The organism is Bradyrhizobium lablabi, assembly GCF_900141755.1.
GTDB classification, from domain to species: domain Bacteria; phylum Pseudomonadota; class Alphaproteobacteria; order Rhizobiales; family Xanthobacteraceae; genus Bradyrhizobium; species Bradyrhizobium lablabi_A.
The window spans coordinates 1,296,490-1,322,422 of sequence record NZ_LT670844.1 but is presented as its reverse complement, the minus strand read 5'-3'; the positions used below and the strand labels follow the sequence as shown (position 1 = coordinate 1,322,422).

General features: G+C 58.2%; 45 protein-coding genes and 1 pseudogene. 45 read left to right on the top strand and 1 reads right to left on the bottom strand.

The window, feature by feature from the left end; genetic code table 11:
- Nucleotides 1-324 precede the first annotated feature (324 nt).
- The 26 genes and pseudogenes from B5526_RS38385 (at nt 325) to B5526_RS06225 (ending at nt 10,987) form a co-directional block, all read left to right on the top strand.
- A complete protein-coding gene (locus B5526_RS38385; RefSeq protein WP_079537447.1) occupies nt 325-552 on the top strand; it encodes a hypothetical protein in 228 nt (75 codons plus the stop codon).
- Between the two features lie 295 nt (nt 553-847).
- On the top strand, nt 848-1,303 hold the full coding sequence (locus tag B5526_RS37435; RefSeq protein ID WP_154071166.1) for a hypothetical protein: 456 nt from the start codon (nt 848-850) through the stop codon (nt 1,301-1,303).
- A 128-nt stretch (nt 1,304-1,431) separates the two neighbouring features.
- Nucleotides 1,432-1,767, top strand: a complete 336-nt coding sequence (locus tag B5526_RS06330; protein WP_079537445.1) for a hypothetical protein — start codon at nt 1,432-1,434, stop codon at nt 1,765-1,767.
- A gap of 347 nt (nt 1,768-2,114) precedes the next feature.
- A pseudogene (locus B5526_RS38855) lies at nt 2,115-2,414 on the top strand (helix-turn-helix domain-containing protein); the annotation flags it as partial.
- Entirely contained in the window at nt 2,414-2,926 is a 513-nt protein-coding gene (locus B5526_RS06320; RefSeq protein ID WP_079537443.1) for a GcrA family cell cycle regulator, read from the top strand. The pseudogene B5526_RS38855 and the gene B5526_RS06320, both read left to right, overlap by 1 nt.
- 35 nt (nt 2,927-2,961) lie before the next feature.
- Entirely contained in the window at nt 2,962-3,183 is a 222-nt protein-coding gene (locus tag B5526_RS06315; protein ID WP_154071165.1) for a hypothetical protein, read from the top strand.
- Complete coding sequence (locus B5526_RS06310; protein ID WP_079537441.1) at nt 3,180-3,371, top strand: hypothetical protein; 192 nt, start codon at nt 3,180-3,182, stop codon at nt 3,369-3,371. Before B5526_RS06315 ends, B5526_RS06310 begins: the two co-directional genes overlap by 4 nt.
- Nucleotides 3,371-3,718: a hypothetical protein gene (locus B5526_RS06305; protein WP_154071164.1), complete on the top strand. Its 348-nt coding sequence runs from the start codon at nt 3,371-3,373 to the stop codon at nt 3,716-3,718. The genes B5526_RS06310 and B5526_RS06305 overlap by 1 nt, the downstream gene beginning before the upstream one ends.
- Complete coding sequence (locus B5526_RS06300; RefSeq protein ID WP_079537439.1) at nt 3,715-3,924, top strand: hypothetical protein; 210 nt, start codon at nt 3,715-3,717, stop codon at nt 3,922-3,924. Before B5526_RS06305 ends, B5526_RS06300 begins: the two co-directional genes overlap by 4 nt.
- Nucleotides 3,921-4,202 carry a hypothetical protein gene (locus B5526_RS06295; protein WP_079537438.1) on the top strand — a complete coding sequence of 94 codons (282 nt, stop codon included), beginning with the start codon at nt 3,921-3,923 and terminating at the stop codon, nt 4,200-4,202. The genes B5526_RS06300 and B5526_RS06295 overlap by 4 nt, the downstream gene beginning before the upstream one ends.
- On the top strand, nt 4,199-4,756 hold the full coding sequence (locus B5526_RS06290; protein WP_197688418.1) for a DNA N-6-adenine-methyltransferase: 558 nt from the start codon (nt 4,199-4,201) through the stop codon (nt 4,754-4,756). Before B5526_RS06295 ends, B5526_RS06290 begins: the two co-directional genes overlap by 4 nt.
- Entirely contained in the window at nt 4,753-5,367 is a 615-nt protein-coding gene (locus tag B5526_RS06285) for an SAM-dependent methyltransferase (protein ID WP_079537437.1), read from the top strand. Before B5526_RS06290 ends, B5526_RS06285 begins: the two co-directional genes overlap by 4 nt.
- The gene (locus B5526_RS06280; RefSeq protein ID WP_079537436.1) at nt 5,364-5,903 is read left to right on the top strand and encodes a phosphohydrolase; all 540 of its coding nucleotides are present in this window, start codon (nt 5,364-5,366) and stop codon (nt 5,901-5,903) included. Before B5526_RS06285 ends, B5526_RS06280 begins: the two co-directional genes overlap by 4 nt.
- On the top strand, nt 5,900-6,226 hold the full coding sequence (locus tag B5526_RS06275) for a DUF6378 domain-containing protein (RefSeq protein ID WP_079537435.1): 327 nt from the start codon (nt 5,900-5,902) through the stop codon (nt 6,224-6,226). Before B5526_RS06280 ends, B5526_RS06275 begins: the two co-directional genes overlap by 4 nt.
- Nucleotides 6,223-6,417, top strand: coding sequence for a hypothetical protein (locus tag B5526_RS06270; protein ID WP_079537434.1), 195 nt, complete (start codon nt 6,223-6,225; stop codon nt 6,415-6,417). Before B5526_RS06275 ends, B5526_RS06270 begins: the two co-directional genes overlap by 4 nt.
- On the top strand, nt 6,414-6,686 hold the full coding sequence (locus B5526_RS06265) for a hypothetical protein (protein ID WP_079537433.1): 273 nt from the start codon (nt 6,414-6,416) through the stop codon (nt 6,684-6,686). The genes B5526_RS06270 and B5526_RS06265 overlap by 4 nt, the downstream gene beginning before the upstream one ends.
- Nucleotides 6,683-6,967: a DUF2312 domain-containing protein gene (locus tag B5526_RS06260; RefSeq protein WP_079537432.1), complete on the top strand. Its 285-nt coding sequence runs from the start codon at nt 6,683-6,685 to the stop codon at nt 6,965-6,967. The genes B5526_RS06265 and B5526_RS06260 overlap by 4 nt, the downstream gene beginning before the upstream one ends.
- Nucleotides 6,967-7,746, top strand: a complete 780-nt coding sequence (locus tag B5526_RS06255) for an HNH endonuclease (RefSeq protein ID WP_079537431.1) — start codon at nt 6,967-6,969, stop codon at nt 7,744-7,746. The genes B5526_RS06260 and B5526_RS06255 overlap by 1 nt, the downstream gene beginning before the upstream one ends.
- A complete protein-coding gene (locus B5526_RS06250) occupies nt 7,746-8,693 on the top strand; it encodes a hypothetical protein (protein WP_079537430.1) in 948 nt (315 codons plus the stop codon). Before B5526_RS06255 ends, B5526_RS06250 begins: the two co-directional genes overlap by 1 nt.
- Complete coding sequence (locus tag B5526_RS06245) at nt 8,690-8,986, top strand: hypothetical protein (RefSeq protein ID WP_079537429.1); 297 nt, start codon at nt 8,690-8,692, stop codon at nt 8,984-8,986. Before B5526_RS06250 ends, B5526_RS06245 begins: the two co-directional genes overlap by 4 nt.
- Nucleotides 8,983-9,195, top strand: a complete 213-nt coding sequence (locus B5526_RS37430) for a hypothetical protein (RefSeq protein ID WP_154071163.1) — start codon at nt 8,983-8,985, stop codon at nt 9,193-9,195. The genes B5526_RS06245 and B5526_RS37430 overlap by 4 nt, the downstream gene beginning before the upstream one ends.
- 23 nt (nt 9,196-9,218) lie before the next feature.
- Nucleotides 9,219-9,467 (top strand): hypothetical protein, encoded by a 249-nt coding sequence (locus tag B5526_RS06240; protein WP_079537428.1) that lies wholly within the window; start codon nt 9,219-9,221, stop codon nt 9,465-9,467.
- A gap of 199 nt (nt 9,468-9,666) precedes the next feature.
- The gene (locus B5526_RS06235; protein ID WP_154071162.1) at nt 9,667-9,876 is read left to right on the top strand and encodes a hypothetical protein; all 210 of its coding nucleotides are present in this window, start codon (nt 9,667-9,669) and stop codon (nt 9,874-9,876) included.
- Nucleotides 9,877-9,916: 40 nt separating this feature from the next.
- Nucleotides 9,917-10,084: a hypothetical protein gene (locus B5526_RS38380; RefSeq protein WP_172841982.1), complete on the top strand. Its 168-nt coding sequence runs from the start codon at nt 9,917-9,919 to the stop codon at nt 10,082-10,084.
- A gap of 10 nt (nt 10,085-10,094) precedes the next feature.
- Nucleotides 10,095-10,775, top strand: a complete 681-nt coding sequence (nusG, locus tag B5526_RS06230) for a transcription termination/antitermination protein NusG (protein ID WP_172841981.1) — start codon at nt 10,095-10,097, stop codon at nt 10,773-10,775.
- Entirely contained in the window at nt 10,772-10,987 is a 216-nt protein-coding gene (locus tag B5526_RS06225) for a hypothetical protein (protein ID WP_079537425.1), read from the top strand. The genes nusG and B5526_RS06225 overlap by 4 nt, the downstream gene beginning before the upstream one ends.
- A 401-nt stretch (nt 10,988-11,388) precedes the next feature.
- Here the strand turns inward: B5526_RS06225 and B5526_RS06220 are convergent, their stop codons facing one another.
- Entirely contained in the window at nt 11,389-11,646 is a 258-nt protein-coding gene (locus tag B5526_RS06220; protein WP_079537424.1) for a hypothetical protein, read from the bottom strand.
- A 204-nt stretch (nt 11,647-11,850) separates the two neighbouring features.
- Here B5526_RS06220 and B5526_RS06215 point away from each other — a divergent pair, with 204 nt between their 5' ends.
- From B5526_RS06215 to B5526_RS06130, 19 genes are all read left to right on the top strand, one after another.
- On the top strand, nt 11,851-12,057 hold the full coding sequence (locus B5526_RS06215) for a hypothetical protein (protein WP_079537423.1): 207 nt from the start codon (nt 11,851-11,853) through the stop codon (nt 12,055-12,057).
- A gap of 36 nt (nt 12,058-12,093) precedes the next feature.
- Entirely contained in the window at nt 12,094-13,146 is a 1,053-nt protein-coding gene (locus B5526_RS06210) for a hypothetical protein (RefSeq protein WP_079537422.1), read from the top strand.
- A gap of 23 nt (nt 13,147-13,169) precedes the next feature.
- The gene (locus tag B5526_RS06205; protein ID WP_154071668.1) at nt 13,170-13,481 is read left to right on the top strand and encodes an HNH endonuclease; all 312 of its coding nucleotides are present in this window, start codon (nt 13,170-13,172) and stop codon (nt 13,479-13,481) included.
- Between the two features lie 100 nt (nt 13,482-13,581).
- Nucleotides 13,582-14,136 carry a hypothetical protein gene (locus B5526_RS06200; RefSeq protein WP_079537420.1) on the top strand — a complete coding sequence of 185 codons (555 nt, stop codon included), beginning with the start codon at nt 13,582-13,584 and terminating at the stop codon, nt 14,134-14,136.
- Nucleotides 14,133-15,824 carry a terminase large subunit gene (locus B5526_RS06195; RefSeq protein WP_197688417.1) on the top strand — a complete coding sequence of 564 codons (1,692 nt, stop codon included), beginning with the start codon at nt 14,133-14,135 and terminating at the stop codon, nt 15,822-15,824. Before B5526_RS06200 ends, B5526_RS06195 begins: the two co-directional genes overlap by 4 nt.
- A gap of 10 nt (nt 15,825-15,834) precedes the next feature.
- Nucleotides 15,835-16,023, top strand: coding sequence for a hypothetical protein (locus B5526_RS06190; protein WP_154071160.1), 189 nt, complete (start codon nt 15,835-15,837; stop codon nt 16,021-16,023).
- A 107-nt stretch (nt 16,024-16,130) separates the two neighbouring features.
- The gene (locus tag B5526_RS06185) at nt 16,131-17,303 is read left to right on the top strand and encodes a phage portal protein (RefSeq protein ID WP_172841980.1); all 1,173 of its coding nucleotides are present in this window, start codon (nt 16,131-16,133) and stop codon (nt 17,301-17,303) included.
- Nucleotides 17,304-17,312: 9 nt separating this feature from the next.
- Nucleotides 17,313-18,524, top strand: a complete 1,212-nt coding sequence (locus tag B5526_RS06180; protein WP_079537417.1) for an HK97 family phage prohead protease — start codon at nt 17,313-17,315, stop codon at nt 18,522-18,524.
- A 93-nt stretch (nt 18,525-18,617) separates the two neighbouring features.
- Entirely contained in the window at nt 18,618-20,000 is a 1,383-nt protein-coding gene (locus tag B5526_RS06175; RefSeq protein ID WP_079537416.1) for a phage major capsid protein, read from the top strand.
- A 178-nt stretch (nt 20,001-20,178) separates the two neighbouring features.
- Nucleotides 20,179-20,664: a hypothetical protein gene (locus B5526_RS06170; RefSeq protein ID WP_154071159.1), complete on the top strand. Its 486-nt coding sequence runs from the start codon at nt 20,179-20,181 to the stop codon at nt 20,662-20,664.
- A 93-nt stretch (nt 20,665-20,757) separates the two neighbouring features.
- A complete protein-coding gene (locus tag B5526_RS06165) occupies nt 20,758-21,513 on the top strand; it encodes a hypothetical protein (protein ID WP_079537414.1) in 756 nt (251 codons plus the stop codon).
- 75 nt (nt 21,514-21,588) lie between these two features.
- Nucleotides 21,589-21,939: a hypothetical protein gene (locus tag B5526_RS37425; protein WP_154071158.1), complete on the top strand. Its 351-nt coding sequence runs from the start codon at nt 21,589-21,591 to the stop codon at nt 21,937-21,939.
- A gap of 4 nt (nt 21,940-21,943) precedes the next feature.
- A complete protein-coding gene (locus B5526_RS38625; protein ID WP_197688416.1) occupies nt 21,944-23,335 on the top strand; it encodes a hypothetical protein in 1,392 nt (463 codons plus the stop codon).
- 9 nt (nt 23,336-23,344) lie between these two features.
- The gene (locus tag B5526_RS06155) at nt 23,345-23,998 is read left to right on the top strand and encodes a phage head-tail connector protein (protein ID WP_079537413.1); all 654 of its coding nucleotides are present in this window, start codon (nt 23,345-23,347) and stop codon (nt 23,996-23,998) included.
- Between the two features lie 9 nt (nt 23,999-24,007).
- The gene (locus B5526_RS06150) at nt 24,008-24,409 is read left to right on the top strand and encodes a hypothetical protein (RefSeq protein WP_079537412.1); all 402 of its coding nucleotides are present in this window, start codon (nt 24,008-24,010) and stop codon (nt 24,407-24,409) included.
- A 94-nt stretch (nt 24,410-24,503) separates the two neighbouring features.
- Nucleotides 24,504-24,803 carry a hypothetical protein gene (locus tag B5526_RS06145; RefSeq protein ID WP_154071157.1) on the top strand — a complete coding sequence of 100 codons (300 nt, stop codon included), beginning with the start codon at nt 24,504-24,506 and terminating at the stop codon, nt 24,801-24,803.
- A 1-nt stretch (nt 24,804) separates the two neighbouring features.
- On the top strand, nt 24,805-25,194 hold the full coding sequence (locus B5526_RS06140) for a hypothetical protein (protein ID WP_079537410.1): 390 nt from the start codon (nt 24,805-24,807) through the stop codon (nt 25,192-25,194).
- A 107-nt stretch (nt 25,195-25,301) separates the two neighbouring features.
- The gene (locus tag B5526_RS37420) at nt 25,302-25,460 is read left to right on the top strand and encodes a hypothetical protein (RefSeq protein ID WP_154071156.1); all 159 of its coding nucleotides are present in this window, start codon (nt 25,302-25,304) and stop codon (nt 25,458-25,460) included.
- A complete protein-coding gene (locus tag B5526_RS06130) occupies nt 25,457-25,930 on the top strand; it encodes a hypothetical protein (protein ID WP_244562207.1) in 474 nt (157 codons plus the stop codon). Before B5526_RS37420 ends, B5526_RS06130 begins: the two co-directional genes overlap by 4 nt.
- Nucleotides 25,931-25,933: the final 3 nt, after the last annotated feature.

The following is a 25,933-nucleotide window of genomic DNA, read 5'->3' as shown; positions in this document are numbered from 1 at the left end:
CAGCATGATCTCGCTGCACACCCGCGCCATCTGCGATGAATGCGGCAACGCTCCTGCGGTCGTGCAGGTCGACGAGACGTTCTTCCTATGCGCTTCGTGTGAAGCGATCCTCATCAATTCCGTTACGTCGGCCATTACCTCCTCCGACGTGATTGCGACAACTGGCTCGGGTGGCAATGCCCCTGCTGCGCTGAGCGCGTCGGTTGTCGCCGTTAATTCAGTTGCGTCCGCGGTGGCTTCCCCTTCGGACGTGAACGCGGTCGTCGCTGTAAAGCTCGCCCCCGGCCCATCGGTGGCGACCGCAACTAATTCGCGCGAGGTCACATGCAATCGTTCATTATCCGCCGCGGCGGCTACGGACCCAAGACTTACTGGAGCGGATTCAAGGGCGACGAGAATGTCTGCGCCCGAACAAAACGCAGTCTCCGATGGTCTGCCGACGTCGCCTCCGCAATCCGGTTCACTCGCGAATCCGACGCCAACGGCGTCCGGCATGGTCTCCGGATGTACAGGCTTGATCCAAGCGTCATCGCAATCGACGACGCCACATGAATCGGGAGTAGGACCCGATGCTGCCAACCCCAGGCAATGCCACCTACAGGGGGTGACGGGCGGAGAGAGTGCCGCAACTAATACCTGCCGTACCGGTACAGGCCCCGGCACGTCTGGCCCCGAACGTGATTTCCTCGGGGCAACCAATTCCAGTTCCGGTGACGGCCCAGGCATCCAACAGCCCAGGTCAATGACATGGGGCGGTCGCGAAGCGACGCCGGCTCCATCGGGAAGGGCGCGTGATCGCGCTATGTGCCCCGCCGTCACCGGAAACAGTTCTTGCGGAGGCCGGGAAATGCAGACCGGCGCTACCCCTCTAGAGCAGAGCCTTGGGGTGCGACAGGTGGGCTCTTCCACCCTCCAACTGTCAGCCGGGATAGCGTCCGGCCCGCAAGATTCAATTTCAGATCCGGTGTCTTCTATTCCTCCCGCACCGGTACACTCGGCGCCGCGCCCTAAAAAAGAGGCGGCGCCGCTTTTCTCTTCTGCCGGCAGCGTTGAACAGGCCACGCGCGATAATTTGGCTGGGCCAACGCCGCTACTGCGGTCGAGTGCAATTCTCGGCTCCGGCGCCACTTCCGTTGATCCCGAACTTGAGGCCGCGATCTGTGCGCTTGAAGCGCAGTGGTCGCTTCTCGACATCAGCGCTTCCGACCGCATCATGAACAATTCGACCTCGTTACGCAGTCGCGCGTTCGATTCGATGTCTGCGAACTTGGTCCAGGCGTCCGCTTCCTCTTCCACCGTCTAGTTCCCTTCAACGTCAACCGTTTTCGATGAGGTGAAGTTACAGCTTAAAAATTCCGGAAATCGGAAAGTCCTTCCGAAAGCTTTCCGAAATCCGGAAACTCAATTCGTACAGCGTAAGGAGTGATTTCGATGCGCAAAGAGATTGCGTTTTTAGCAGGCCCGAGAGATTGGGGCGTAACGCGAGAGAGTTGGTTGGCTCGCGTTCCGGAGAAGGTTCAGACCGTAACGTTTCGAACAGTGAAAGCGCTTTGGTATGGTGAAATCACAGACCCGGATCACTGGGCAGCTCGCGACATTAAACGCGCCGTTGAAATCCTCCAGGCACAACGAGAGGCAGCGGCGCTCGCTTCACAACTCGAATCGATCGTTAGCGGACTTAACGTTACCGATCCGAATTTTCATCAGCCGACGATTGCTGCGCTTGTCGGCACTCTGCGCAAATTGCGCGGTGAAGATCGCTCCTGAAATAGCTCCGACGCATAACTGAGCCCGGCATCACCCCGCGCAAATGCGGGCCGCGCGTTTCTTAAAAATGAATGGGGTAGGGGAATATGCAGGCGATTGCGACTCTCGTTCAGCACGATCCTTATTTGAAATTGCCATCGAGTGACCGCATTGCGGCGAGGCGTGAGCGTCGCGCCAGGATGGCGTCGCGCGCGCTCGGTGCGCCGGATTTCGTTCCCGCCGATAAGACCTTCCGGCCCGATCCCATCCTTCATCCGTCAAAACCCGCTCCGATAGAAGTCGCTCCGGCATTCAAGGAACCGTGGTTTTCGATCGTATGCGAATATGAGCCCGCGGCCGGGGCGCCGCGACCACGCATTGACGAACTAATCAGGATTGTTGCGCGTCGCTATAACATCACGCGGGACGATATACTTTCACCGCGCCGCACCCATGCCGTCGTCAGGCCGCGCCAAATTACGATGTATTTGGCGAAAACCTTGACGCTAAAATCTCTTCCAGAAATCGGTCGTCGCATGGATCGTGACCATACGTCGGTCTTGCACGCCGTCCGGAAGATAACCCGGTTACTTCGATTCGACCCCGCGCTTGCCTCTGAAATCGCCGAGATCATCGAAGTCATCCAACCAAAACAGGATGCGATCTGATGCGGTGGGTCGAAACATGGTCACAAGAACAGCGCGATCTTCTCAAGACCAAATGGGAAGCCGGCGTAACAGCGCAGGCCATCGCCGACGAGCTTGGCATATCGCGCAACGCGGTTTGCGGGAAGATTGATCGGCTGAAATTGTCCAGGAGCGTCAAGCCGCCGCCGACCGAGTCCGAGCTCCAGGCGAGGAAAGATCGTATCCGAGAAAAAAATACCGAGCGTATGCGTAAGCGTCGCGGTTCCGTTGCGTTCAAACCGAAACCCATTCCGAGGGAAATCCCGATGCAATGTCTTGAACCGTTAAATCTCGCGCTCGCTGATTTGACCATGAAGGACGGCAGGCCCGTCGAATGCCGCTTCATCACGAATGATGACCTGACGGACGCCCGATATTGCGGCCATGCCGTCGATTCGGAAACGTCCTGGTGTCCGCATCATCGCCTGAAACTGCAGCCGCCGCGGGGCTGGATTGCGCCGGCAATGGCGCCAAAGATCGCGGTGGCGGCATGATCAGACGCGAAGATCAAACACCGGAACAGCGCGCGATGTTTGCCGAACGCCGACGCGCCCGCGACCGCGCAAAGAGCAAGAGGCATAAGGCGAAAGTCCGCGCCGCGAAGTTGGCTGCGGCTCCGATCCTCGCGGTCAGCAAAACCGATCCCGTAATGCGTCGGCGGCTCTACGGTCCCGCACCTGAAATGTCAAAGAACCAACTCCGCGACATGCTCGCGCAAGCAGTTCGAAATACTGCGGAGATGGGCGCGTGATCGACCGAACAATCAAGATCGAGATCAGTCCGGTCGAGCTTTTGGTTCTCAAAAAGCTTGTGCTGATTAATGCCGCGCTCGCGCAAGCGCTGACGGATCCATTCGCGGCCCGCGAACAAGCCAGCATGGTTCGCTCCATCAACGAATTGGTTCTTCGTGCCGACGTGGCCTCAAAGGTGCGCGCATGATGGAGTCCGTATCTCTATTCGACTGGGCCGCACATAACCGCGACGTCGGCATGATCGAAGCTGAATTCGCAGAGACGCTGGTCAATCCAGATTTCGCGGAAGTGGCTTACGCAGCGATTTGTCATGTCGCGCGGAGGCAGTGTGAAGTGCATGTCGACGACCTGCTCCGGCATCTGAAGATTCGGCCAAGTCACCCGAATGCGATGGGCGCCGTCTGGCTGCGCGCGATCAAGGATGGCGTCATTATCCGCACCGGGACGATACGCCCCTGCGTGAGCGACCCAGGCAAGCACAATCATAATTATCCGGTCTACCGCAGCGGCCTATTCCACGGGAGGGCCGCATGAACGAAATCGTAAACGCCATCCCATTCGGTTCCGACAACGCTCTTTCATCCAGGGAGATATGGAAGCGTGTCGACGCCTTTTCGCCGGACGTTGTCGCGAATCGATTGGCGCAACTTGCTGATTTGAAGGCGATCAAGTCTCGCAAAGAGCCGGCATCATCTCAGCAGGGATTTAAGTGGATTTACTGGCGCGAGGCAGCGGTATGAACATGCTCGCCGATACTCTCACCATTCTCGGATACCGCCCGGAAGACGACGCCTGGGAAACGGATGGGCGCCGGACCTATTTGCACGAGGATGACGCGACGCGCGCATATTTGACCACGCTGCGCGGGATCTTGGCGCGTCAAGGCTGGCATCGCGATCCGAACACGCTGCGGACGTTCCGCCACGAGGCGAGCGAGCAGATTATCGAAATCGAGCCCGGCGGCGACGGCTGCACCGGCCATTACCTCCATCACATGAAAGCAGCGGTAATCGCATGAGCGATCAAACCCTATTCGATCGCGAGCAGAGCGCGCGCTTCACGGGAATGGGCGGCCATCAGAGCGCGAATATGCTCAAGGACGAATGGCTGACTCCGCCCGAAATTATCGACGCGTTAGGCGGCCCCGATTCGTTCGATCTTGATCCATGCTCCCCGATCGTTCGCCCATGGCCGACCGCGAAAGAGCATTTCACGATCGCCGACAATGGACTGCTGAAGCCATGGAACGGTCGCGTGTGGTTCAATCCGCCCTATGGCGGCCCTCAGATCGTTGGCCCCTGGATGCGCCGCATGGTCGAGCATGGCATCGGGACGACGCTGATATTCGCGCGAACCGAAACCGATCTGTTTTTTGAAACGGTTTGGAAGAAAGCAACCGCGCTGCTGTTCTTCCGCGGTCGTCTCTATTTTCATCACGTCGACGGCAAGCGGGCCGCGGCAAACGCAGGGGCGCCATCCGTCCTGATCGCTTATGGCGAGCGTGATGCTGCGATCTTGAGAGACTGCGGAATTGCCGGACAATTTATCGAACTCGCAAAGGGTGCGGCATGAGCGCTGGACTCGCGATCTCCGATACAAAAGCGGCATTGGCTGAACGGAAGAACGACCTTTACGAGACGCCGCCGGAGGCGGTGCAGGCGCTGCTAAAGGCTGAAAACCTCCCACCGGTTATCTGGGAACCGGCCTGCGGTCCCGGTTCAATCGTGCGCGTCCTTCGCGTATCCGGCCGGCAGGTCTATGCGACCGATCTCGTCGACTACGAGTCGCCGGACCAGGACGAACACGGTTGGGACTTCCTCTCCGAGCGCCAATTACCGATCGGCGTGCAGGCCATCGTCACCAACCCGCCATTTAAGAACGCTTCCGAATTCGTCGTTCACGCGCTCGATCTCTGCCCGCGTGTTGTGATGTTGCTTCGGCTGGCGTTCCTCGAGAGCACCAGGAGAGCGCCGATACTTGATGGCGGCCATCTCGCGCGCGTGCATGTTTTCCGAAACCGGTTGCCGATGATGCATCGCGACGGCTGGGAAGGACCGAAGGTCAGCAACCCAACGGCGTTCGCTTGGTTCGTCTGGGACCGCGGCCACTGCGGAGCGACCGAATTGCGCCGGATCTCATGGGAACCGATCTTTGCTGGAATACAGGGGCAGGCTGCGGAATGACAGACTCTCGAGGAGATTGGATCCAGACAGCGCTTGGACGGCAATTTTGGCCGATCGACCCACGCGCCGATGAGGTTTTCATCGACGATATCGCCCATGCGCTTTCGATGCTCTGCCGGTTCGGCGGCCATTGCTTGCGGTTCTACAGCGTCGCGGAACATTCGGTTCTGCTTTCACGCGCCGCGGCGCCGGAGCACAAGCTCTGGGCGCTCCTGCATGACGCCAGCGAAGCCTACCTGGTCGACGTTCCGCGCCCCTTAAAGCCGTTCCTGGCCGGATACAAAGAGGCTGAGGACAAGATCATGCGCGCTGTCTGCGAGCGTTTCGGCCTCGACGCCGATATGCCGACCGCGGTCAAGGAGTTTGATGGGCGGATTCTTTTCGACGAGCGCACGCAGAACATGGCAACCGCGCCTGTCCGCTGGTCGACCGATGCTGCGCCGATCGGCGTAACGCTTCAGTATTGGACCCCCCTAGTTGCGCGGGCCAATTTCCTATCCGATTTCCGTTACCTGACCGAGGATCGCGCAGCATGAAGGCCGGGAAGATCATCGGGTCCGCCGCGACGTTGGTCGGCGGCGACCGTCAGGAAGCCTACGGGCTCGATCCCATGCCCGGATTCGCCAGGATAGCCCTCCTATGGAACGGGCTTCTCGCTGTGGCCGGGAAGGCGCCCAAGCGGCCAATTGACGAGCATGACGTCGCGCAAATGATGGTGAGCCTCAAGCAGGCGAGGGCGTACACCGGCCCGTTGCGTCTCGACCATTACATTGATGAAGCCGGATGGGCGGCGCTTGCTGGCGAGGCCGCATCGCGTCTCCGGGGCGCGTACATCAAGCCAGACGGCGACGCGGTATGACCCGCACCCCAACCAACAAGCGCGCTGACGAAGAGGCGCGTCTCGCATACGCGCCGGTCGGTGGACTCCCCTTCAACGATGGACTCGCGATGATCCGCGACCTTTTCAAAACAGACGATATGGGAGCGTGTGATTTGATCGTGCGGGGAAAACGTCTCGCGGCTGCGACAGCAACGGAGAGCGCGGCATGAGGCTGATCGGTTTCGCAATTTATCTCGGTATCGGCGCGATGCTTCACGCCCTGTTCATTGGCCCGCAATTCGATTGGTCATCCGCGTGGACGTTCGGTTGGCTTTTCGGATGGCCGATCATGCTGGTTATCACCACCTGGGTATTCGCGATCGGCGTCGCAATCGCGGTCGGCATCGTTTGGTGTTGTTGGGCGTGGCTTGAATCCCTCGCAACGTGGCGCGAACGCCGCCGCAATGTCGCAAAACTGAAAGCAAGGAAGTTATCATGACGCCAGCAACAGGCCACAACACCGCTATAGCCCCAGACGCGCCGGCGACGTCCTTCGCAAAGGACCAACTCAAGGCGATCATCGAACGAATCGAACGTCTCGAGGAAGAGCGCAAAACCATCAGCGACGATATCCGCGATGTCTACGCGGAGGCGAAGGGCAACGGGTACGACGTGAAAGCCCTCCGGACGATCGTCCGCCTACGCAAGCAGGACGCCAACGAGCGCGCCGAACATGAAACTATCGTCGAGACATACCAGCAAGCACTTGGAATGATATAATGGCACGGGCCGCGCTGTCCCAAAAATTGCGATTTGAAGTCTTCAAGCGCGACTCCTTTACCTGCCAGTACTGTGGGCGGAAGGCGCCAGAGGTCATTCTGCAATGCGACCATGTTAAGCCCGTTGTTGCCGGCGGCGATGCCGACATACTGAATCTGATTACATCATGCTTCGATTGCAATTCAGGCAAGGGTGGCCGGGAATTAATCGATCGCGCAGTGCTCACAAAGCAGCTTGACCAAATAGCGGAGCTTGCCGAGCGCCGCGACCAAATCGAGATGATGATTGCATGGCGCGACGAATTGCAGCGTCTATCAACCGATACCCTTGATCGGGTGGTGGAGCGTTTAGAGCGGAACGGATTTACCCTCAACGACGCCGGCCGCAACGATGTTCGGAAGTGGCTGAAAAAATACACCGTCGCCGACGTCCTGCAGGCCGCGGAAGAATCGTTCAGCAATTATCTTGAGTACGAATCCGGTGCCCCGACGTCAAAGAGTTGGAATAAAGCCTTCACGAAGATCCCGGCGTTTTGCAGCATTCAAAAGCAGGAGGCCGAGAAGCCCTATATCCGTAAGCTTCTCTATATCCAGGGCATCATCCGCAAGCGCGCTCGCGCTCCGCGGTATAGCTGCGTTGCCTATCTCGAGCATTTGCACCTTTGCGGCTTCTCTCTTGAGGAAATCGAGTCGGATGCCAAGGGCATGCGCATGGGCGATCTCGCGAGTTTCGAAAAGCCCTATGACGATTGGCTCGAAAAGAACGGAAAACAGTTCTGATGGCGCGCATCCGCAGCATTCATCCCGGCCTGTTCACCGATGAGGCGTTCGCGTCGCTCTCTATGGCCGCGCGCGTGCTGCTATTGGGCATCTGGACCGAGTCAGACGACCAGGGTGTGTTTGAGTGGAAGCCGGTTACGCTGAAGATGCGGGTGTTTTCGGCCGATAATCTCGACGTAGTTCCGCTGCTCGCTGAGCTGACGCGAGCCGATGCCGTGCGTCAATTCTCCTTTGAGGGGAAACCGCATGGCGCAGTCCGTAATTTCTGCAAGTACCAGAAACCCAAAACGCCGAAATTCCGTGACGTAAGGGACGACGAAATCAGAAAGTACGTCGCCTCAAAGTATCCAAAAGAGGAAATCGAACCATCTAAGCCGGAGCCATTTCCACAAAAAGGAGAAATGGTACGTCAGAGGGAGGAGGGAGGAGACTCCTTGATCCTTGGAGTAGGACTTGGAGGGGGAGAGAAGCCCGCGCGCCCGAGGGCTTCGCGATTGGATTCGAAGGAAAAACTAACCATCGCGTTCGCGCCATCGGAATCGACGCGAGAAGCTATTCGCGGAATGGGCTTTGGAGATCAGCAATTTAACAAGGAATTCAGCCGGTTTCACCCCTACCACATGGGCCGCGGCACCGTTGCTGACGATTGGAACGCGATGCTCGTTTCGTGGTTCCAGCGCGCCACACCGGAGCCTGTACCGGCGGCGACTGCCGGCCTGACGATGCTCAACAAAACTTTCGTCATCCTCGATACGCTCGGTTGGAAAAGCTGGGTCGCGCACATCAAACAAACGCGCGGAATTACCTGGTCGCGCACGATCGAACGGCGCGATGAGGAAACCGGCCGCGTTCAACTCGGCTGGTGGTGGCCGTCCGAATATGCGCCAGGCTACGACGAAGCAACCGGCGAACGTATCGCCCCGCAATCAGAGGAAGACGCAGCATGAAGGATGCATTCGAAAAACGGCGTTACGTCCCGGCGAACTTCCGCGGTCGCGTATCGGCGGACAGGAATGATCCCGGCTACGAGAATCATAAAAACCTGATGGCGGGCGGCTATAAGATCGTCGTGTTTCTGAATGGCGTCGAACAGAAATACTGCGTGAGTGCTGATCCGGAGGAGGGATCGGTTTGCAGGAATCGCACCGTCAACGGATCGCCGGTCTTTCACTATGGAATCGCTCAAACTGAAATCGTCAAAGGCGAAGTGACGGTGCGCCTCGAGAGGACATCTCCATGACCGACCAGTTCAACGACAAGCACCTGCTATGGTGGGTTCTGAGAGCCATTGACGCATGTCGGTCAGACGGCACGCGCCGAGATACTCTGCTCAGTGAGACCATGTGGAAAAATCTTCGGGCCCCGGATTGGGTATTGCCGGCAATCCGCGAAAAATATCAGCAGTTCGATCCGGGCAGGCCAGTGCCGAAGCACGGCTCTGGCCCATAGCATTCGGCAGCAAAGGAAAACACATGAGCGCAATCGATGATATCAAATTCAAAATCGCGCGGCTCGATTTGCGACCGGGAGATATTCTGGTGCTGAAGTTGAAGGACCGCATCCCGCGCGACGCAGTCGACAGTTTCCGCAAAACGTTGCGCGCCGTCACAGGTGGACACAAGTGTTTGGTCCTAGAGAATGGCGCCGACCTCGCAATCCTCACCGCCGCTGAAATCGAAGCGCGTTCCGCCGCCCCTATGTCGGATGAGGCTGCGGTATGAGCACTACAAACGTTGATATCGGCTCATGCAATCGATGTCTGTTTTGGTGCGGTCGCGACAACAAGGTCGCGCTTGAGGGCGTATGCCGACGTTACCCGATCGCGTCTGGAACATCGGGTGCGCACGGTCAGGGATGGCCCAAAACGCGCCCGCTCGATTGGTGCGGGGAGTTCGCCCCAACAGCAGCGGAGGATGCAGCGTGAGCGAGAAACCTTCGGAGGCGCAGGTTGCAGCCTTGGTTGAGGCGATGGACCAATTACTCGACGACATGGGGCCGAATGGTCAATCAGTTTGCCTTGCCGCAAAGGCACAGGCGCGTATTGCGTTCGATCCGTTTCTCGACCCCGAATGCGTCGAATTTATTATGCCTTTAGAGCAAGCCAAACGCGTCATTCTGGAATGTGAATAACCCGCGCCACCACATCCGGCGCACCACGGGAGAAGAGAAAATGACGACAGGAATTGTTTGGACATTCGATTGCATACTTTTCCTAGCGCTGTTTGTTATCTGGAAGAGGGACGATCTTTTCAACCTTTGCCTCAAGATGGCATTCGCCATGCTAGCGGCTATACATGCCGCGCCGGCATTCACGTTTTTGCAAAAGACGCTCAACTGAAGTTTCGGCCTTGCGTATCCAGGCCGCACATACACCACCAGAAGTTAAAATGAGGGATACGGACGTGCAGGCAGTCGATTTGAAAGAACTGAAGATCGGTGATTTCGTCGGGTTCGTGGATATCGATCCGCCGATAGCTCCCGTCGCGCCATCCAATGAACCTGCGGAATGGTATGTCGTACAGACCGAACCGCAACAGGATCTGACGACGGTTTGGCGTCTGCACGAGCTCGGGCTCGAGATGTTCGTTCCGGTATTGCGTCGTCGCGTCAAAACCGGACGCATCGGCAAAAACGGCCACAAGGTCACGCGCGTGATCGCAAAGCCGATGTTTCCGGGTTACGGCTTCTTGCGGACGACTGGAATCGGCGACCATCGCACAATTGAGGAAGTGCGAGGTGTAAGCGGCTTCATGCGCGACATCGCCGGAAATCCAGTGAAACTGCCTCATGCGGCTGTACTTGCGGTCTTCCGGAAACAGATGGAAGAGCAGCAGAAATGGATTCAGGAGAACGGCGGCCGTCGCGGCTCGGCATGGAAACGCGGCGACAGGGTGCGCGTCGATGACGACGGCGGCGCCTATGCGGGCCTTATTGCGACAATCGACAAGATCGACAGCAAGGGCCGAATTGAGGTATTGTTGGGGATGATCCGGACGAGTTTGCCGGCTGATATGGTGGTGGCGGCATGACGCTCGTCAATCGAATGATTATGGAAGCGAAGGCGGGCGCGACCGAACTCAAGATCAGGCCGGCCGACGTGAACAAGGTTGCGCTCCATATCCGAGGATGCGCAAACCCTCAGCAAGACATTGAAACGATCAAGAAATATCTGCTTGGGGGCGAAGTGAAAATGTTGGACGTGCCGATCCGGGTGATTGGTCAAAAACGGGTGGCGGCATGATTGCCATCGCGCTGTTGTTGGCGTTTCCCGCGGGTTGGCTTATCGGGCGCGCTCTGATTGTGGCTGTGAACAATCCCAAGAAATAGTTGCGCGCGTTTTGAAAATCATCTAGGTGTTGATTCGTATGGTTGCGCGGTAACGTGCAATTTGGTGGACCCGCGACGCTTCGAGGGCTCTGACGCCCCGGCCGTTTACGAAAGTTTAGGTCGCGCTGGAAACCAAGTCGGCAGCATTAATATGCCCCGACCACAAAGCCCAGCCTTTCCGCTGGGTACTTTCGTTTATGGAAATTCCAACAGACGGCAAACCACAAATCATCAGGCAAAGCGCCTATCTCAAGGGTTTTCGCCGTCACTGCCCGCGCTTCTACATGGCCGGGCTTCAATTCGAGACAGTCAGATTCAATTGTTTGCCTCGGCTCGTTTCTGTCGCGGCGCGTCTGTCAATGAACTTCGTATCTCTAAGATCATTTTTGCCGGCAAATCTCGCCCTTTATCCTCGTAAAGACTGGCTATCGCGTCTAACGCGGCTGGGAAAATGCCAGGGTTGATACCCTCGTTTATGAGAACTTCTTGCAGGGCTTGGAATGCGCCTTGTGTCGCCAGCATAAAAGCGACGATCATTTCTTGTTCTGGGGTGAGTTTCTTCGGCTTCTTCATGGCGCATGCCCTCCATTTGTGAGGGCAACGCTATCACGATTCCGCAACAAAAACCGCCGCAACCGCGATCTAATCGCGCGGTCCCGGACGCGGGAAGCGGCGGACCTCTCGGAGATTCCAAAATGAACACGGCTAACGCTTGGGTGATCTGCACTGCGATAGTCTGTGCAACTATCCTGATTATGTTTTTCGGCAAGTAAGCTGATGGGCGACGTCATCCAAACCAGCTTCAATCGAAAGCAAACGGACGGCGGTAAGGCGCGTCACTATCGCAGGCGCGACAACCTCAAGTTCCGCCTTGGGTTATCAGAATCGATAACCAGGAACGCAGATGATCTGACGATGGATCATGCAGATCCAATGGACTACATGCCGAGCGAGTACGTCGCGCCGGCATGGGATCCGGCTTAGAATGTAGCTTGATCGCGAATCAAGACTTGGTGGTTGATGAAGCTGCAATATGTGAATTGGGATAATTTCCGGTTTTTGACTGGTCTCGATAAGCAATTCGCCCACGCCGTCAACGACATCTATGCGATATTCGACAAGGAGTTTGGTGGAGAAATATCCAAGCTGATGCGCGCTATTTCATCGCCAGCCGGTGAGGTTGTAAACCTTCCTTGCGGCGATATGCTCGTTCAGCTCGATCAAGAAACGGGCGATTTCAGTTATCATTTCCAGCCATTTGAAGGTGAGCGATACGCTGCCGCAATAGCTCAAGGAAACGAGAGATACGGCGACCGGCAATTGCCTTTGGTCGCCACGTTCGTTCTGAAGCGTGGCGATCGGCGAGTTTTGATCACTGCGCCGCTAATGTCGATAGTTCGCACTGCGTCCGATATTTCATTGAAATATCAAACATACTCACATACTTACGTTCACGATGAGAACGGCAAAAGCCTTCCGGAAAATGCGTTTTCCTATATTGGCGTAACGCGCCGCGGTTGGCGCACAAGATGGGCTGAACACGTCCGCGCAGCAGAGCGTGGTTCGAGATATCGCTTCCATCAAGCTATTAGACATTGGGCCGATCGTGCCCTGACCGTTCATCACACGATTGTCGCCTGCGGACAGACTGAATCTGAGGCTATGGCTCTTGAAGAGCAGATGGTTAGCCTCGAGACGTTGTATCCCAAGGGTCTGAACATGATCCCCGGCGGATATGCCGGCCTGAAGTATCTGCGCCAGATCGGCGCCGCTGGTGCTAATGAGCGCGTCACACCGGACGACAAACAAGAAATCGTCAACCGGTTCTTTGAGTCTGCATCGCGCCGTGGGTTACCGAACCCGTTGGCTGCAGCGAATTGGTGCGACCCGTCATATGCCGAGAAGGTCATCTGCGCTGGTGACGATCGGCTGAAACCTGATCAGATACGCAATGCCAGGTTCCTGGCTTCACTTGGCAAGTCGACCGATGACATTGTTACCGAGATAGGCGCCCGGAACAAGCCGCAAGTGCAGCGCTTGCTTGCTGGCTCGACCTACTCGCGGGTGGCCTAGCCCAAGCAGTGAGCAAGCTCAGTATGAGCCGGCCGCGCCTGGGTACGGCAGACACTAGACGAATACGTCCGCCACCTAAGCAGGCGGCAGACCACTACTCCACGCCAGAGCATAGGGCGTGGCGCACCGCAGTCGTAGAGCGAGCGGGCGGGCAGTGTCAGTGGCCAGGCTGCGGACGGTCGGGTGTCAGGCTATTCGCCGACCATATCGTGGAGATCAAGGACGGTGGTTCCGCGCTAGACCTGGCCAATGGGCAGGCGTTGTGCGGAGGTCATCACACGGCAAAGACGATGCGCGCGCGCGCCCGGCGGATGGCGGCACCCCCGCCGGTTTAATTGTTTTGAAGCCCGAGCACCCTAGCACCGCAGTCATACTCATCGCCGGATTTTCGAGCATTTTGAGGTTTTAGAGGGTGCGTACTAGCGCGTACTGACGATGAAGAAGAAAAAGAAAAAGGTTATTGATTGGAAGGGGATAGAGAAGGACTATCGGGCCGGTAAAACCTCTATCCGACAAATCGCTGAGTGGTACGGCGTCTCCGAAGGCGCCATCCGGAAACGGGCCAAGGCAAACAACTGGTCGCGCATGATCCGCGCCGACGCCGCAGACACCGGCACGTTCAAGAAGCTCGATTTCGTTCCCGCGATCAGGAAGCCGGAAGACGCAAAGACCATTACGCGCGAGGGTAAGAATCTGGCCGTGCGGATGCTGAGCGAGCTCATGGCAACCACGACCCAGGTCGACGAGCTCGAGGACATGATCATTTCGGAATGTGCTGGCGACCGCGATGCCCGGCGCCGGACGGGCATGTTGCGGGCGGTGGACCTCCCGGCGCGCGCGAACACACTCAAGACACTGGGTCTTGCCGTGAAGGCGTTCATTGATGCCGATCGGGCCGACAACAAGTCTCCTGATCCGGAACAGCCGGACGCTACCGCTGGCACCGCGGCCGGCAAATCAGGCGACGATTGGGATCATCTGCTTCAGTGACTATTTCCCTGGCGTGTCCGGATTGGCAGCAAAGGATACAGAGCAAGTCCCGGTCGTTGGTGCCAAATCTCCCTCTTGATGAGGCGGCAGCACGGCGCGCGGTCACGATATTCGATAAGCTGAGGCTTCCGGACGTGGCGGGCCAGCCGTTGCTGGCGGATGCCGCGGGCGATTGGTTCCGGGACATCGTGCGGGCGCTGCACGGATCTATCGATGGGGTGACGGGCGAACGGAACGTTCGTGAAGTCTTCCTATTGGTGCCAAAGAAGAATTCCAAGACCACCAATGGCGCGGCGCTCATGCTGACGTCGCTCTTGATCAACAAGAGGCCAAACGCTGAGTTCCTTCTGATAGCGCCAACGCAGCCGATCACCGAGATAGCCTTCGACCAAGTCGCGGGTATGATCGAGGCGGATCCAAAGCTCCGCGATCCGAAGCGCATCCATATTCAGTTTCACCTAAAGAAGATCACATATCTTCCGACTGGCGCGACGCTCCAGGTTAAATCGTTCGACCCGAAGGTTCTGACCGGCGTCAAACCGGCCGGCATTCTGGTCGACGAGCTCCACGTCGTTTCAGGCAACGCGAACGCGGACCGGGTTATCGGCCAGCTTCGTGGCGGCCTGATCTCACAGAAGGAAGGCTTTCTCGTCTTCATCACGACGCAGTCGGAACGCCCGCCGGCGGGAGTGTTCAAGTCCGAACTCGATAAAGCCCGCGATATCCGCGACGGCCTTCGCGAAGGCGCGATGCTGCCAGTGCTCTATGAGTTTCCGGACGAAATCGCGAAGGATGAGGAGCGTTGGGGCGATCCAACCAACTGGTGGATGGTCACACCAAACAACGGCCGCAGCATCACGGTCGATCGGCTGAACCAGGAATTCCAGACTGCGAAGGATACCGGTGAGGAGGAGTTTAGGCGCTGGGCATCTCAGCACCTCAACGTTCAGATCGGGATTGGACTACGCAGCAATGGTTGGGCTGGAGCGCCGCTATGGCATCGTGGCATTGAGCCTGGGCTCACGCTTGATGCGGTGATCGATCGATCGGAAGTTCTAACTGTCGGGTTCGATGGTGGCGGGCTCGATGATATTTTGGGCCTTGCGGTTGTCGGCCGCGAGCGGGTTACGAAGAGATGGCTTGCTTGGACGCACGGGTTCATCTCGCCAGAGGGGCTGGAGCGCCGCAAGGCCAATCGTCCGCTCTATGAAGATTTTAAGGGCGCTGGTGACCTGACGTATGTCGATCATTTGCCGGAAGATGTCGCTGGGTTGGTGGCTGTCATTGAGAAGGTTAGGGCGTCTGGACGATTAGCCGAAGTTGGCGCCGACCCCGCTGGCCTCGGTCTCATCGTTGATGCGCTCGCCGAGATTGGCGTTTCGGAAGAAAATGAAAACCTGATAGGCGTCCGCCAGGGTTTCGGCCTGATGGGCGCCATTAAGTCGATTGAGCGCAAGCTTGCCGATGGATCCTTTAAGCACGGCGGCCAAGCCATGATGGCATGGTGTGCCGGCAATGCGATCACGCAGCCAACGCCAACTGGAATGCGGATCGTCCGCGATGCGTCTGGTTACGGAAAGATCGATCCTCTGATGGCGCTGTTCTGCGCTGTTGATCGAATGGCGATGAACCCTACGGCGTCGGGAGGCCCTTCGATTTACGAAGAGCGCGCGCTGCTCGTTGTTTGAGGAAATGCGAATGTCGCGGTTCTGGTCTGCCATCAAATCCGGACTGCAGGCCGCCGCGGCGCCGATCGGCTTCCAGGAAGTGTTGTTGTTCGGTGGTTGCGTCTTGATCGGTGTTGGCATCTGGCCGGTATATCCGCCGGCGGCTCTGGCCATACCTGGCGCGGTACTCGCGGGCGTTGCCATCTTCGGTGTCCGATAATGGGTGGACTTTCGAGGATGTCGCGCTCGGCTGTGCAGCGGTCGGGCTATAGCAGCGACGATGCAGGATTTCTGCCGATATTAGGGAGCGTCCCGTCCGCGACGGGATTGTCCATCAATCAACTATCGGCCATGGGCGTTTTGACGTTCAAGGCCGGTGTTTCAATTCGTAGTAAGGATGTGGCGCGCTGCCTTCCTAGGCTCTTGCCGGTCGGCGGTGCGCGAAGCGAAAAGCCGATCACCAACCATCCGGTCGCGAAGCTTTTCAAGCGGCCAAACGTAATTCAGACGTGGTTCGAGTTTGCGCTTCAAATGCATACGTCGTTCCTGCTCCGCGGGAACGCATATGCGGTAATTTTGCGGAACATGCGCGGCGATCCGATCGCGCTGATACCCGTAAACCCTGACGCGGTTCTCTTGCTCGAGGCACCGGACGGTTCGATCTTCTACAACGTGGCTCGCTATGGCCTGTTTCAGATGGCGATGCTTCAGGGTCTACCCCTGACGATACCATCAGACGATATCTTTCATCTACGTGACGTCACCTTTAATATGCTGACGGGCCTTTCGACGATCGGAATTGCTCGAGACAGTATCGGCGTCGCGATGGGCTTGACGCAACAGCAGGCCCGTTTCATGGCGAACGGTGCGCGCCCTAGCGGTGTGCTGCAAACGCCGAAAACTCTTTCGGTCGACGCGGCGAATCGCCTGCGCGATCAGTGGAACACGCTTCGCTCCGGACTGCAGAATATAGGAAAGACGGCGATCCTCGAGGAAGGCCTCGAATGGAAGCCGATGCAGTTAAATTCGGTCGATCTGCAATTCATAGATCAACTGAAGTTTTCCGTTGAAGAGATGGCGCGAGCCGTTGGCGTGCCGCTGCACAAACTCGGTGTCGCCGGCGAAAGCTCACGCATCAAGCTCGATGATGCGGATCAGTCTTACGTCAACACCACGATCATGCCCGATCTAGATATGTGGGAGCAGAAATTCGTTCAGAAGTTCGATCTGGACGACGAGGATTTGACTGCGGACTTCGACGAGCGGCGCCTTCTCAGGGCTGCAGAATCGACGCGGGTCAACACCTACCGGACGCAAGTCATCTCCGGGCTCAAGACGCAGAACGAGTGCCGCGCGCTCGAGGGCGACCCGCCGCTTCCCGGCGGTGACGTACTGCTCACGCCGGCGAACTCTGCGGCCAACGGTTCAGATGTTACGGGCACGCCGGCAGATGGTGCCGGCCGCCCAGATGAAGGTACTTCGCCGGATCCCGGCTTCTAAGGAACGACGATGAAAAAGACCGTGGTCGATATTGCTGAATTCCGATCGAAGCTAGTGTCGGGCAGTGCGCCTGGCGTGTTGCTGCGCCTTGCGCCGTCAGCCGATCTTCAAATGGTTGGCGACGAACGGGTGATGAAGTTCGTTTTCAGTGACGGTTCGGTCGATCGTTACGGCGACACGATCGACGCCCGCGGTTGGGTATTGGATTCCTTCAATGCGAATCCCGTGGCGCTGTTCGGCCACGACGCGAACACGATCGAGAACGTGATCGGCAAAGCGCGCAACGTTCGCGTCGAAGGAACTCGCCTGGTCGGCGAAATCGAGTTCATGGAAGCTTCCGTCAATCCGAAGGCTGAAGCCGTCTATCAGATGCTCAAGGGCGGCTACCTCAATGCGGTGTCGGTTGGATTCCAGCCGATCGAATGGGATTTGTCGAAGGACAAGAGTCGGCCGCAGGGCATAAATTTTAAGAAGCAGGAGTTACTGGAAATCTCGGTGGTTCCGGTTCCCGCTCTGCCTACGGCATTAGTGCAGGCGCGCGCCGCGGGCATCGACGTCGATCGGCTCGGGTTGGTCGACGAAGTAATCGAGCCGCCGGCCGATAAGGTCAAACGCCGCTCCGCGCTATTGGTCCGGAAGGTTCTGGGTCGCAAGACAAAGGGCCTTTACGATCTCGGTTTCCTCATCAGTATTCTTTCCGATCTTGGAATGCTGACAAGCTGGTCGGAATGGGAAGCCGAAATCGAAGGCGATGGCAGCAACGTCCCGAATATGCTGGTCGACATCCTTTTTGATCTCGCCGATGCGTTCACCGCAATGGCGAATGAAGAACTCGCCGAATTCTTGGCCGACTTCAATGACGAGCCGGACACCACAGGGTTCGATGATGTCGAACTTGCCTATGTCGCCGAAGGCAAGAGCGCTCCGGCGCGGTGCTTCCGGGCGGCGCGGATGAGGGCGAAATATCTCGCAACCGGCAAGATCGAAAAGGCTGGTCGCGTCCTATCGGCCGAAAATCAAAAGAAACTTCGCGATGCGCACACGCAATTGTCTGCGGCTTGTGACATCGTGAAGGGCGTTGCGGACTCGGCGGATGTAACCGAGACCGACGCCGATGATAGTGGAAAGCCCGATGTGATCGTTTTGGACGATCAGAAGGCGGCGCGTGAACGCCGCGAACGTATCGCGCGCGCGCGCAAAGCACAGGCCGAAGCGGTCTAAATCTCGAAATTCAATTCACTGAATTCATTCGCTGTCCCGGCGGATGTTTAACCGCTGCGCGTTTGGCGCAGCATTTTCCTATGGAGACTCTACATGCTTAAGGAACTCCGCCGGGCGCACGCCGCGGCAAGTGACGAACTGGCCGGTTTGGTCGACGACGAGGCGGCGTTCGCCGCGAAAGAGGCCGAGATCCTTGTGATCAAGGGTAAGATCGAGCGCGCCGAACGCGCGCAGTCGGCGTCGGCGGCGCTGGCCCGTCCTCTTGATGGCAGCGAAGGCGGCGACAATGGCCGCCATGAGCCCGTTACCTCCGAGCGCACTCTCTCGAGCCTGGTTGCGGAAGCGCGCAACTACGGTTCCCGCGAAGGTCGCAAGGCTGTATATGACGACTGCCTGAGCATCGCGCGCAAGGGCCTCGGCATTACGCCCGACAAGACCAAGAACTTCGGCTCTTTCGGAGAGCAGCTTCAGTCGATCTTCAATTATTACGCCAGCAAGGGATCGAGCACCGACTCCCGCCTCGTTCGCGCGCCAACCGGCGCCGGCGAAGTTGATCCCACTGGTGGCGGCTTCCTCGTTCAGGTGGACTTCGCCGCTTCGATCTTCATGCTTGCCCACGACATGGGCGAGATCATCAGCCGCGTTAGCAAGACGCCAATCAGCGCCAATGCGAACGGTCTGAAGATCCCCGGCGTCGACGAAACCAGCCGCGCCACCGGTTCACGTTGGGGCGGTGTCGCCTCCAACTGGGCGGCTGAGGGCGTGACCGGTACAGAGTCCCGCCCGAAGTTCCGCATGGTCGAATTCGATCTGAAGAAACTCATTTCGAAGATGACCGTGACCGACGAGCTCCTTCAGGACTCGACGGCGTTGACGTCGATCGCTGCGCAGGCATTCTCGGAAGAAGTCATGTTCATGACGGAAGACGCGATCGTCGAAGGCACCGGTGCCGGTCAGCCGCTCGGCTTCCTCAATGCGCCGGCGCTCGTATCTGTCGCCAAAGAACAGGGGCAGCAGGCCGGGACGGTCGTCAAGGAGAACATCGATAAGATGTGGACGCGCTGCAATTCGCGTTCGCGCAGCAATGCCGTGTGGCTCATCAATCAGGACATGGAGCCTCAGTTGGCGGCGCTGAATGGCGCAGTCGGAACCGGCGGTGCATTGGTCTATATGCCGCCCGGTGGCATCTCTGCCGCGCCGTTCGCGACTTTGAAGGGCCGTCCGATCGTGACGACCGAATACAATCCCGCACTCGGCGTTCCCGGCGACATCGCGCTGGTCGATCTCAGCCAGTACATGCTGGTCGACAAGGGCGGCGTGCAGATGGCTACTTCGATGCACGTTTCGTTCAATACCGACGAAATGGTCTTCCGCATCACCTACCGCGTCGATGGAAAGCCCATGTGGACTGCTGCCCGGACCCGTTTCAAGGGTGGCAATACCGAATCTCCGTTCGTTGTGATCGCGGCTCGCTGAGTCCTTCTCTTCATTTTTCGAACACTCCCTCCCGGCTTCGGCCGGGAGGTTCTTGCCTCTCGGCAAACGGACGCTCGTCCGCTTCCCTGGCGGCAAACGCTTAGCCTTCGTCACCAGACGATATTTTTTCAAAGTGGGGTTGCTGGTGTAGCCCCCTTATCGCAAAGGACCACTCACCATGGCACGCCAGTTTTCACTTGCGGCTCAGTTGCCGCCCGTTTCTCTTCTCGCCGCCGCGGCCGACGCCGCTGGCCGCACGAGCTCTTATCGCAGCCTGAAGAACGCTCTCAAGGCGTACATCGTCGCCGAGGTCAACCAGGGCAACGCCGCGACCGTTCAGTTCTCGATCCTGCAGGCCAAGGACGTTTCTGGCACCGGTTCGAAGGCGATCACCGCTGTACCGACTTGGTTGGTCAACGATACCTCCGTTTCCGACGCGCTGATCGCGCAGGTTGCCGCAGCTTCGTTCACCACGGACGCGACGCTGAAAGACAAGCTCGTCGTGTTCGAAATCACGCCGGAAGCCTGCATGGACGTTGCGAACGGCTTCCGTTCGATCGCGATTTCAACCGGAGCGTCGAACGCCGCGAACGTCACGCGCGCTGAACTTCTGGTTCTCGGCTCCTACCAGGCCGCAACGCCTCCGAGCACCTATTCCAACTGATGAATTCCGGAGCGGTCTTCGGGCCGCTCCGTTTCACCCTCCAAATCGTCAACCATTGGCGGCCGTCATCGAGCGGTCGGTTAGGAGAATACCATGAGCACCGGTTCGCAATTTCGTAATGGCATCGAGACTTTCTTCGAGAAAAACACCTTTGAAACCGTCATGCCGATGTCGCCGCTGATGTTCGCAGAGGAATTCATCGGCGCGGGCCACACCGCTGGCATTCCCGCCGCCGGCACGCCCTCGGCCGGTTATCCTTGGGTCAAGAAAATCGTTGGTGCCGGCCTTCCGACCGTTGCGCTCGCGCCCAATGCGAGCGGCGGCCAAGTTCAATTGGCTCTTACCGCGACCAGCGAACAACAGGACGCTGTTCTGTACTGGAACGACAATCTCGCGATCGACGTCACCAAGGGTACGGTTTGGGAGGCTCGCGCCGCCCTTTCGGTGCCACCGAGCGCCGCTGGCGTTCAAATGGTGATGGGACTTGCCGCAGCCTGGATCAATGGCCCCGACAACAATGTGAAGTACCTGGAGTTTGGCTGTACGGCCAATAATAACCTGCTTCTTCGCTCGCAGGACGGCGTTACGCAGAATTCGATCGCCGCATCCAATGCCGGATCGGCAATTACGCTCGATACAAACTTCCACATCTTCCGCTTCAATTGCGCCGATGTGACAGACATCGGCTTCTATTTCGATGGCAATCGCGTCAATCCGACAGGTTCGATCGCCTTCGCCGCCACCGGAGCCAACGCGATCCTGCAACCGTATATCGCCGTTTACAAAACGATTAGCACGGGCCTCGCAACGCTTCTCGTCGACAAGGTGGATCTCTGGTCGAACCGCTGATGCGGTCACTGGTTGATCGGATGATGCGGCCTTCGGGCCGCGTCATTCCCCGAATTCAAATCAAGGAAAATCCGAATGGGCGCGATCGGCATCACTCCGGTATCGGTTACGATTGCCAACGGGACGTCGCTCTCGGCGGCAGCGCCACTCGGCGACAGCGTTTTGACGGGCATCGCCATGCCGGCAGCATGGGATGCTGCGGGCCTATCGTTTCAAGTAAGTGCTGATGGTGGTGCGACTTGGGGTGAAATGCAGAGCATTTCCGCGGTCGTTTCCGTGACTGCGGCGCTTGGGCAATATATCGCGCTGGATCCTGCCATCTGGCGCGGCATCAATATGATCAAGGTTCGATCCGGTACGGCGGCGGCGCCCGTTGCCCAGACCGCCGATCGCGTTCTGACGCTCGTTACAAAGCGGATGATCTGATCTCATGACAAACATCACGACCGTAAATCTTACCAATGGCGTCCCCACTGGCCCCGCCGGCGCCTCTACGGCGAGCACCATCGACAATCTGATTGCGGTCGGATCTCCGACCAAGGATGGCGTGACCGGTGCGATGGCTACGGTGGCGCAGTTTCACAACGCTGACGATCAGGCGTTGCCCGGAACGGCGAACGGCGTGCTGCAGGGCGGCGTTGCGCAACTGGTCAACGTCAGGGGAAATCTCGACCGGCAGCGCGCTACCGGTGCCGATCAGATCCCCGGTCAAGGCGTTGTGACCGGAGCGGCGCAATTCGCGCAGGAATTCATCGCGACATCCACCACCACAGTCGCAGCCGCCGCGGCTACCGCGACTCTGGCCATTGCCAATACCTCAGGGTTCAAGGTTGGCGGCACGCTCAATTTCGAACCCGGCACTGCGAACTATGAGCCCGCGCGCATCACGGCCGTCGTTCTCAATACGAGCGTGGCCGTGGCGTTTGCCACAGGCGGCGCGCTTTTCACGCACACGCAGCCCTATGCGGTGCAAACATTTCTTTTCAACCAGGAGCGGGATTTCTCCGGCGAAGGTCCGATGGCGCAGGGCATCGGTGCCGCTATCGCGTCCGAATTCGCATCGAACAGCGGGGGTCCGCCCCTATCCACTGGCCTCGCCTCGAATTGGACGCTCGATGCAGACCGCAATATTCAGGGAAAGAACAATCAGCAGATGGCCGTCACCTCGACGGTCGCTGGCGCTGCCACTATTCAGTTTACGAACAATCCGTGGATTAATGGGCTGGTGATTGGCCAGCCGCTGATCCTGAGCGCGACCGCATCCGGCGCCGCAATCGAAGAAGTAATCGTTTCGAAGAACAACACGCCAGCCGTGGGCGCCGGGCCGGTCACGGTCAACCTGGTCAATCCGATCGTCAACAACGCCTCGCTGTTCGCGACCTACGATGCCTTCGGGCTCAATGTTCCGACCGCTGGCGCCTCGCCGCTCGGCACCGAGGATACGCTGGTTTGGCTCAACGATCCAAACGCGACCGATCCCAAGCGACCGCTATTTGCGCTTGGCCGCGCGCGCGGATCTTCCGGCGCCGCGGACGTCCGCTCCGGCGGCAATTCCTCGAGCCTTAACGTCACCGCCGATACGGTCATCAAGGGTACGCCCGGCCGCGCCATCCGGATCATCGTCAATACCGTGACTGCGGTCGCGCCCATCACCATCAATGACGTGGCAACGACCGGCGCCGCGGCGGCAGCCAACGCCATCCTGACTATCCCGACCGCCACGGCGATCGGCACCGTCTACAACATCGATTGGCCATGTCTCGCTGGAATTGTCGCGAAGTTTGGCACCGCCACCGGCGCGCTCGCCATCGCGTTCGACTGATAATATCCGATGGGCATCAAGGTAATAACCACGCTGCTTTCGACGGCGCTTCAGAATTATGATCTGACGACGATCGACGAGGTGAAAGACGAGCTTTCGATTTTAGACAATTCGAAGGACGCCACGCTGAAGCGCTATATCACCAGCGCATCCGCCGCAGCTTCGCAATACTGCAACAGAAAATTCCAGGCCGAGCAGTTGCAGGATGAATTCTGGCCGGATCGCGAACCGTTCCAATATACGTTGCCCGGTGGTGTTGACGTCCTTCAGTTATCGCGCTGGCCGGTGATTGCTCCGATTATTTCCGTCGTGGAAAATGGAATCGCGCTTGTCGAGAACACAGATTTCCGCGTCAATTACGATACCGGCACTCTGATCAGGCTCGATAGCCTGAACTTCTACCCGCGAAAATGGGCGGCTTGGCCGATCGTCGCGAAATTTGTCGGCGGCTTTGCCGATATTCCGGAAGATATTGAAGACGCGATCATTCGCATGGTCACACGCCGATATGCCTCTAAGGGTCGCGATCCGAATTTGAAACAACAGTCGATTCCAGGCGTGATCGAACAGCAATTTTGGATTTCCACCGGCACCGAATCCGGCAATTTCGCCAACGACATCGCCGACGTTTTGAATTCCTACCGCGTGCCGGTCTCCGTCTGAGGATATGACATGATCAACGCCGGCACGTTCACCCTAGCTGCACTGCAAATAAGCGCGGCGATGTCTCTAAAACTGCTCACGCCGACAACCGGTCTGCAGGGAATGTCGGCCTGCAATCTCGAGGCAAATTTTCAATATGGTTCCGGCGGCGCGACGTGCTCATTGATTTGTGCGACGAGTTTCGATCAGGGTACGACCTGGCGTCATTGCGCGCGGTTCGATTTCACGACCGCGTCGGCCGTCAAGATCGTCAACCTTCAGGCGCTGACATCTAAGGCGGTCGCGGCTTACGCCGATCTGGCGGCCGAAGGAGTCAATGACCAAATGCTCGGCGACCAGATCGCGGCGTTCCTCGTGAGTACCGGAGCCTATGTGAACACGACGGCAAGTCTCCGCGCCTCAGTGCGATGAAATGGACCGCCTAACGGCCTTCGTCGCGATCTCGCATCTTAAATTGCGGCTTGAGTATCTAAGCTGCCATCCCGAACTAATCGAGGGAATCGACATGACAACCACACCGAAACTTCAGAGCCTAGCAAAAGCGATGGCGATGCTCGAGCACGATCTTGAAGACGGTGCTGGCAGATTGCTCACGAAGATCGAAGCGGTTGGCGCCCGCGGCGTTGCTGCCATCACCAAGGGCCACCAGAAGGTGGATGGGAAGGCCGCCATTGTCGGCGAGATTGAGAGCTACGTCGCCGCCCTCGAGGGGTCGAACGGCGGCGACCCTTTGGACGACTCGTCGACTACATCCGCTCAGTCGCAGCCTGAACAATTGACCGTTCACGGCGTTTCGCAGGCGTAAGGTGTCCTATCTTATCGCTGCGCTAGACGACGCGCTGGCGCAAGCGGGCGAAGATATCATCCTTCGGCGGGTGATAGGAACGGCGCCGAACCAAGTCAATATCGACGTGAAGTGCAGGGCGCGCGTCAACGCAGCGACGGTGCAGCAGCTTGTTGCCGCGATCCCCGCGACCGAAATGAACGTGATCTTGTCGCCGACCCAGATCAATAACGCGCAGTGGCCCGGCGGTCATATTCCGTTGCAACCGCCGTTTGACGTCGATCAGCGCATACCGCGCGTCGGTGGCGCCGACAAGATGATCGTCCGAAACGTGCTGCGGTCCATCACGTTCGTTGATGCGAAGGTGATCAATGGCGAGTTGGTTCGGCTCGATGTTCGGGTGTCAGGCTGATGGTAAATTATAGACCGGTCGACAGTTTCGGGCAGGCCCTCGACCGAAACACATACGACGAAAACGGCTTCGCCAACGCGCGTTGGAAGTATGACGAGAACGGGTTCATGAAGGCGCGCGTCAATGCCCTGGATGCCGCGCGGTCACGCCTGGTGAACGCTACGCATGCGGAAAATCAGACGATTATCGCCGGCTTCAATCCGAGCGCGGTTGCGCGCTCTGTCGATGGCGTAGACGACGCGCCGGATGATGCAATCAAGCTGTGAGCCGCATCGTTTATAGCTACGTCTATATGGATGATGTTTGCAAGTTCGCGCTACAGACGCTTCGCGATCGATCTCCGGTAGGCTCTAGCGGCGATCCGCATCCGGGTCTCTATCGCGACAGCCACATGCTTTTCATCGACGGGCACAACGTCCCGGACGCCAAGAATTGGCAACCGGGGCAACAGATCGATATCAGCAATCCTGTTCCGTACAGCCGAATAATCGAGCTCGGGAACGGAAAGCTACGCGCCCCGCTGCACGTTTACGAAGAGTCCGCGCCGATCATCGCGGCGCGCTACGGTAATTCGGCGAACGTGCAGTTCGTCTACATGCCCGTGCGATTTGGTTCGGTTCAAGCCTATGCGGGATCACTCGCTGGGCAAGCCGCCGGCGCGCGCCGCGGCGGAAGTCAGAAAGCCTTGCGCGATTGGTTGATTCGACAACCAGCGATTCAGATCACGAGCCGGTAGCAA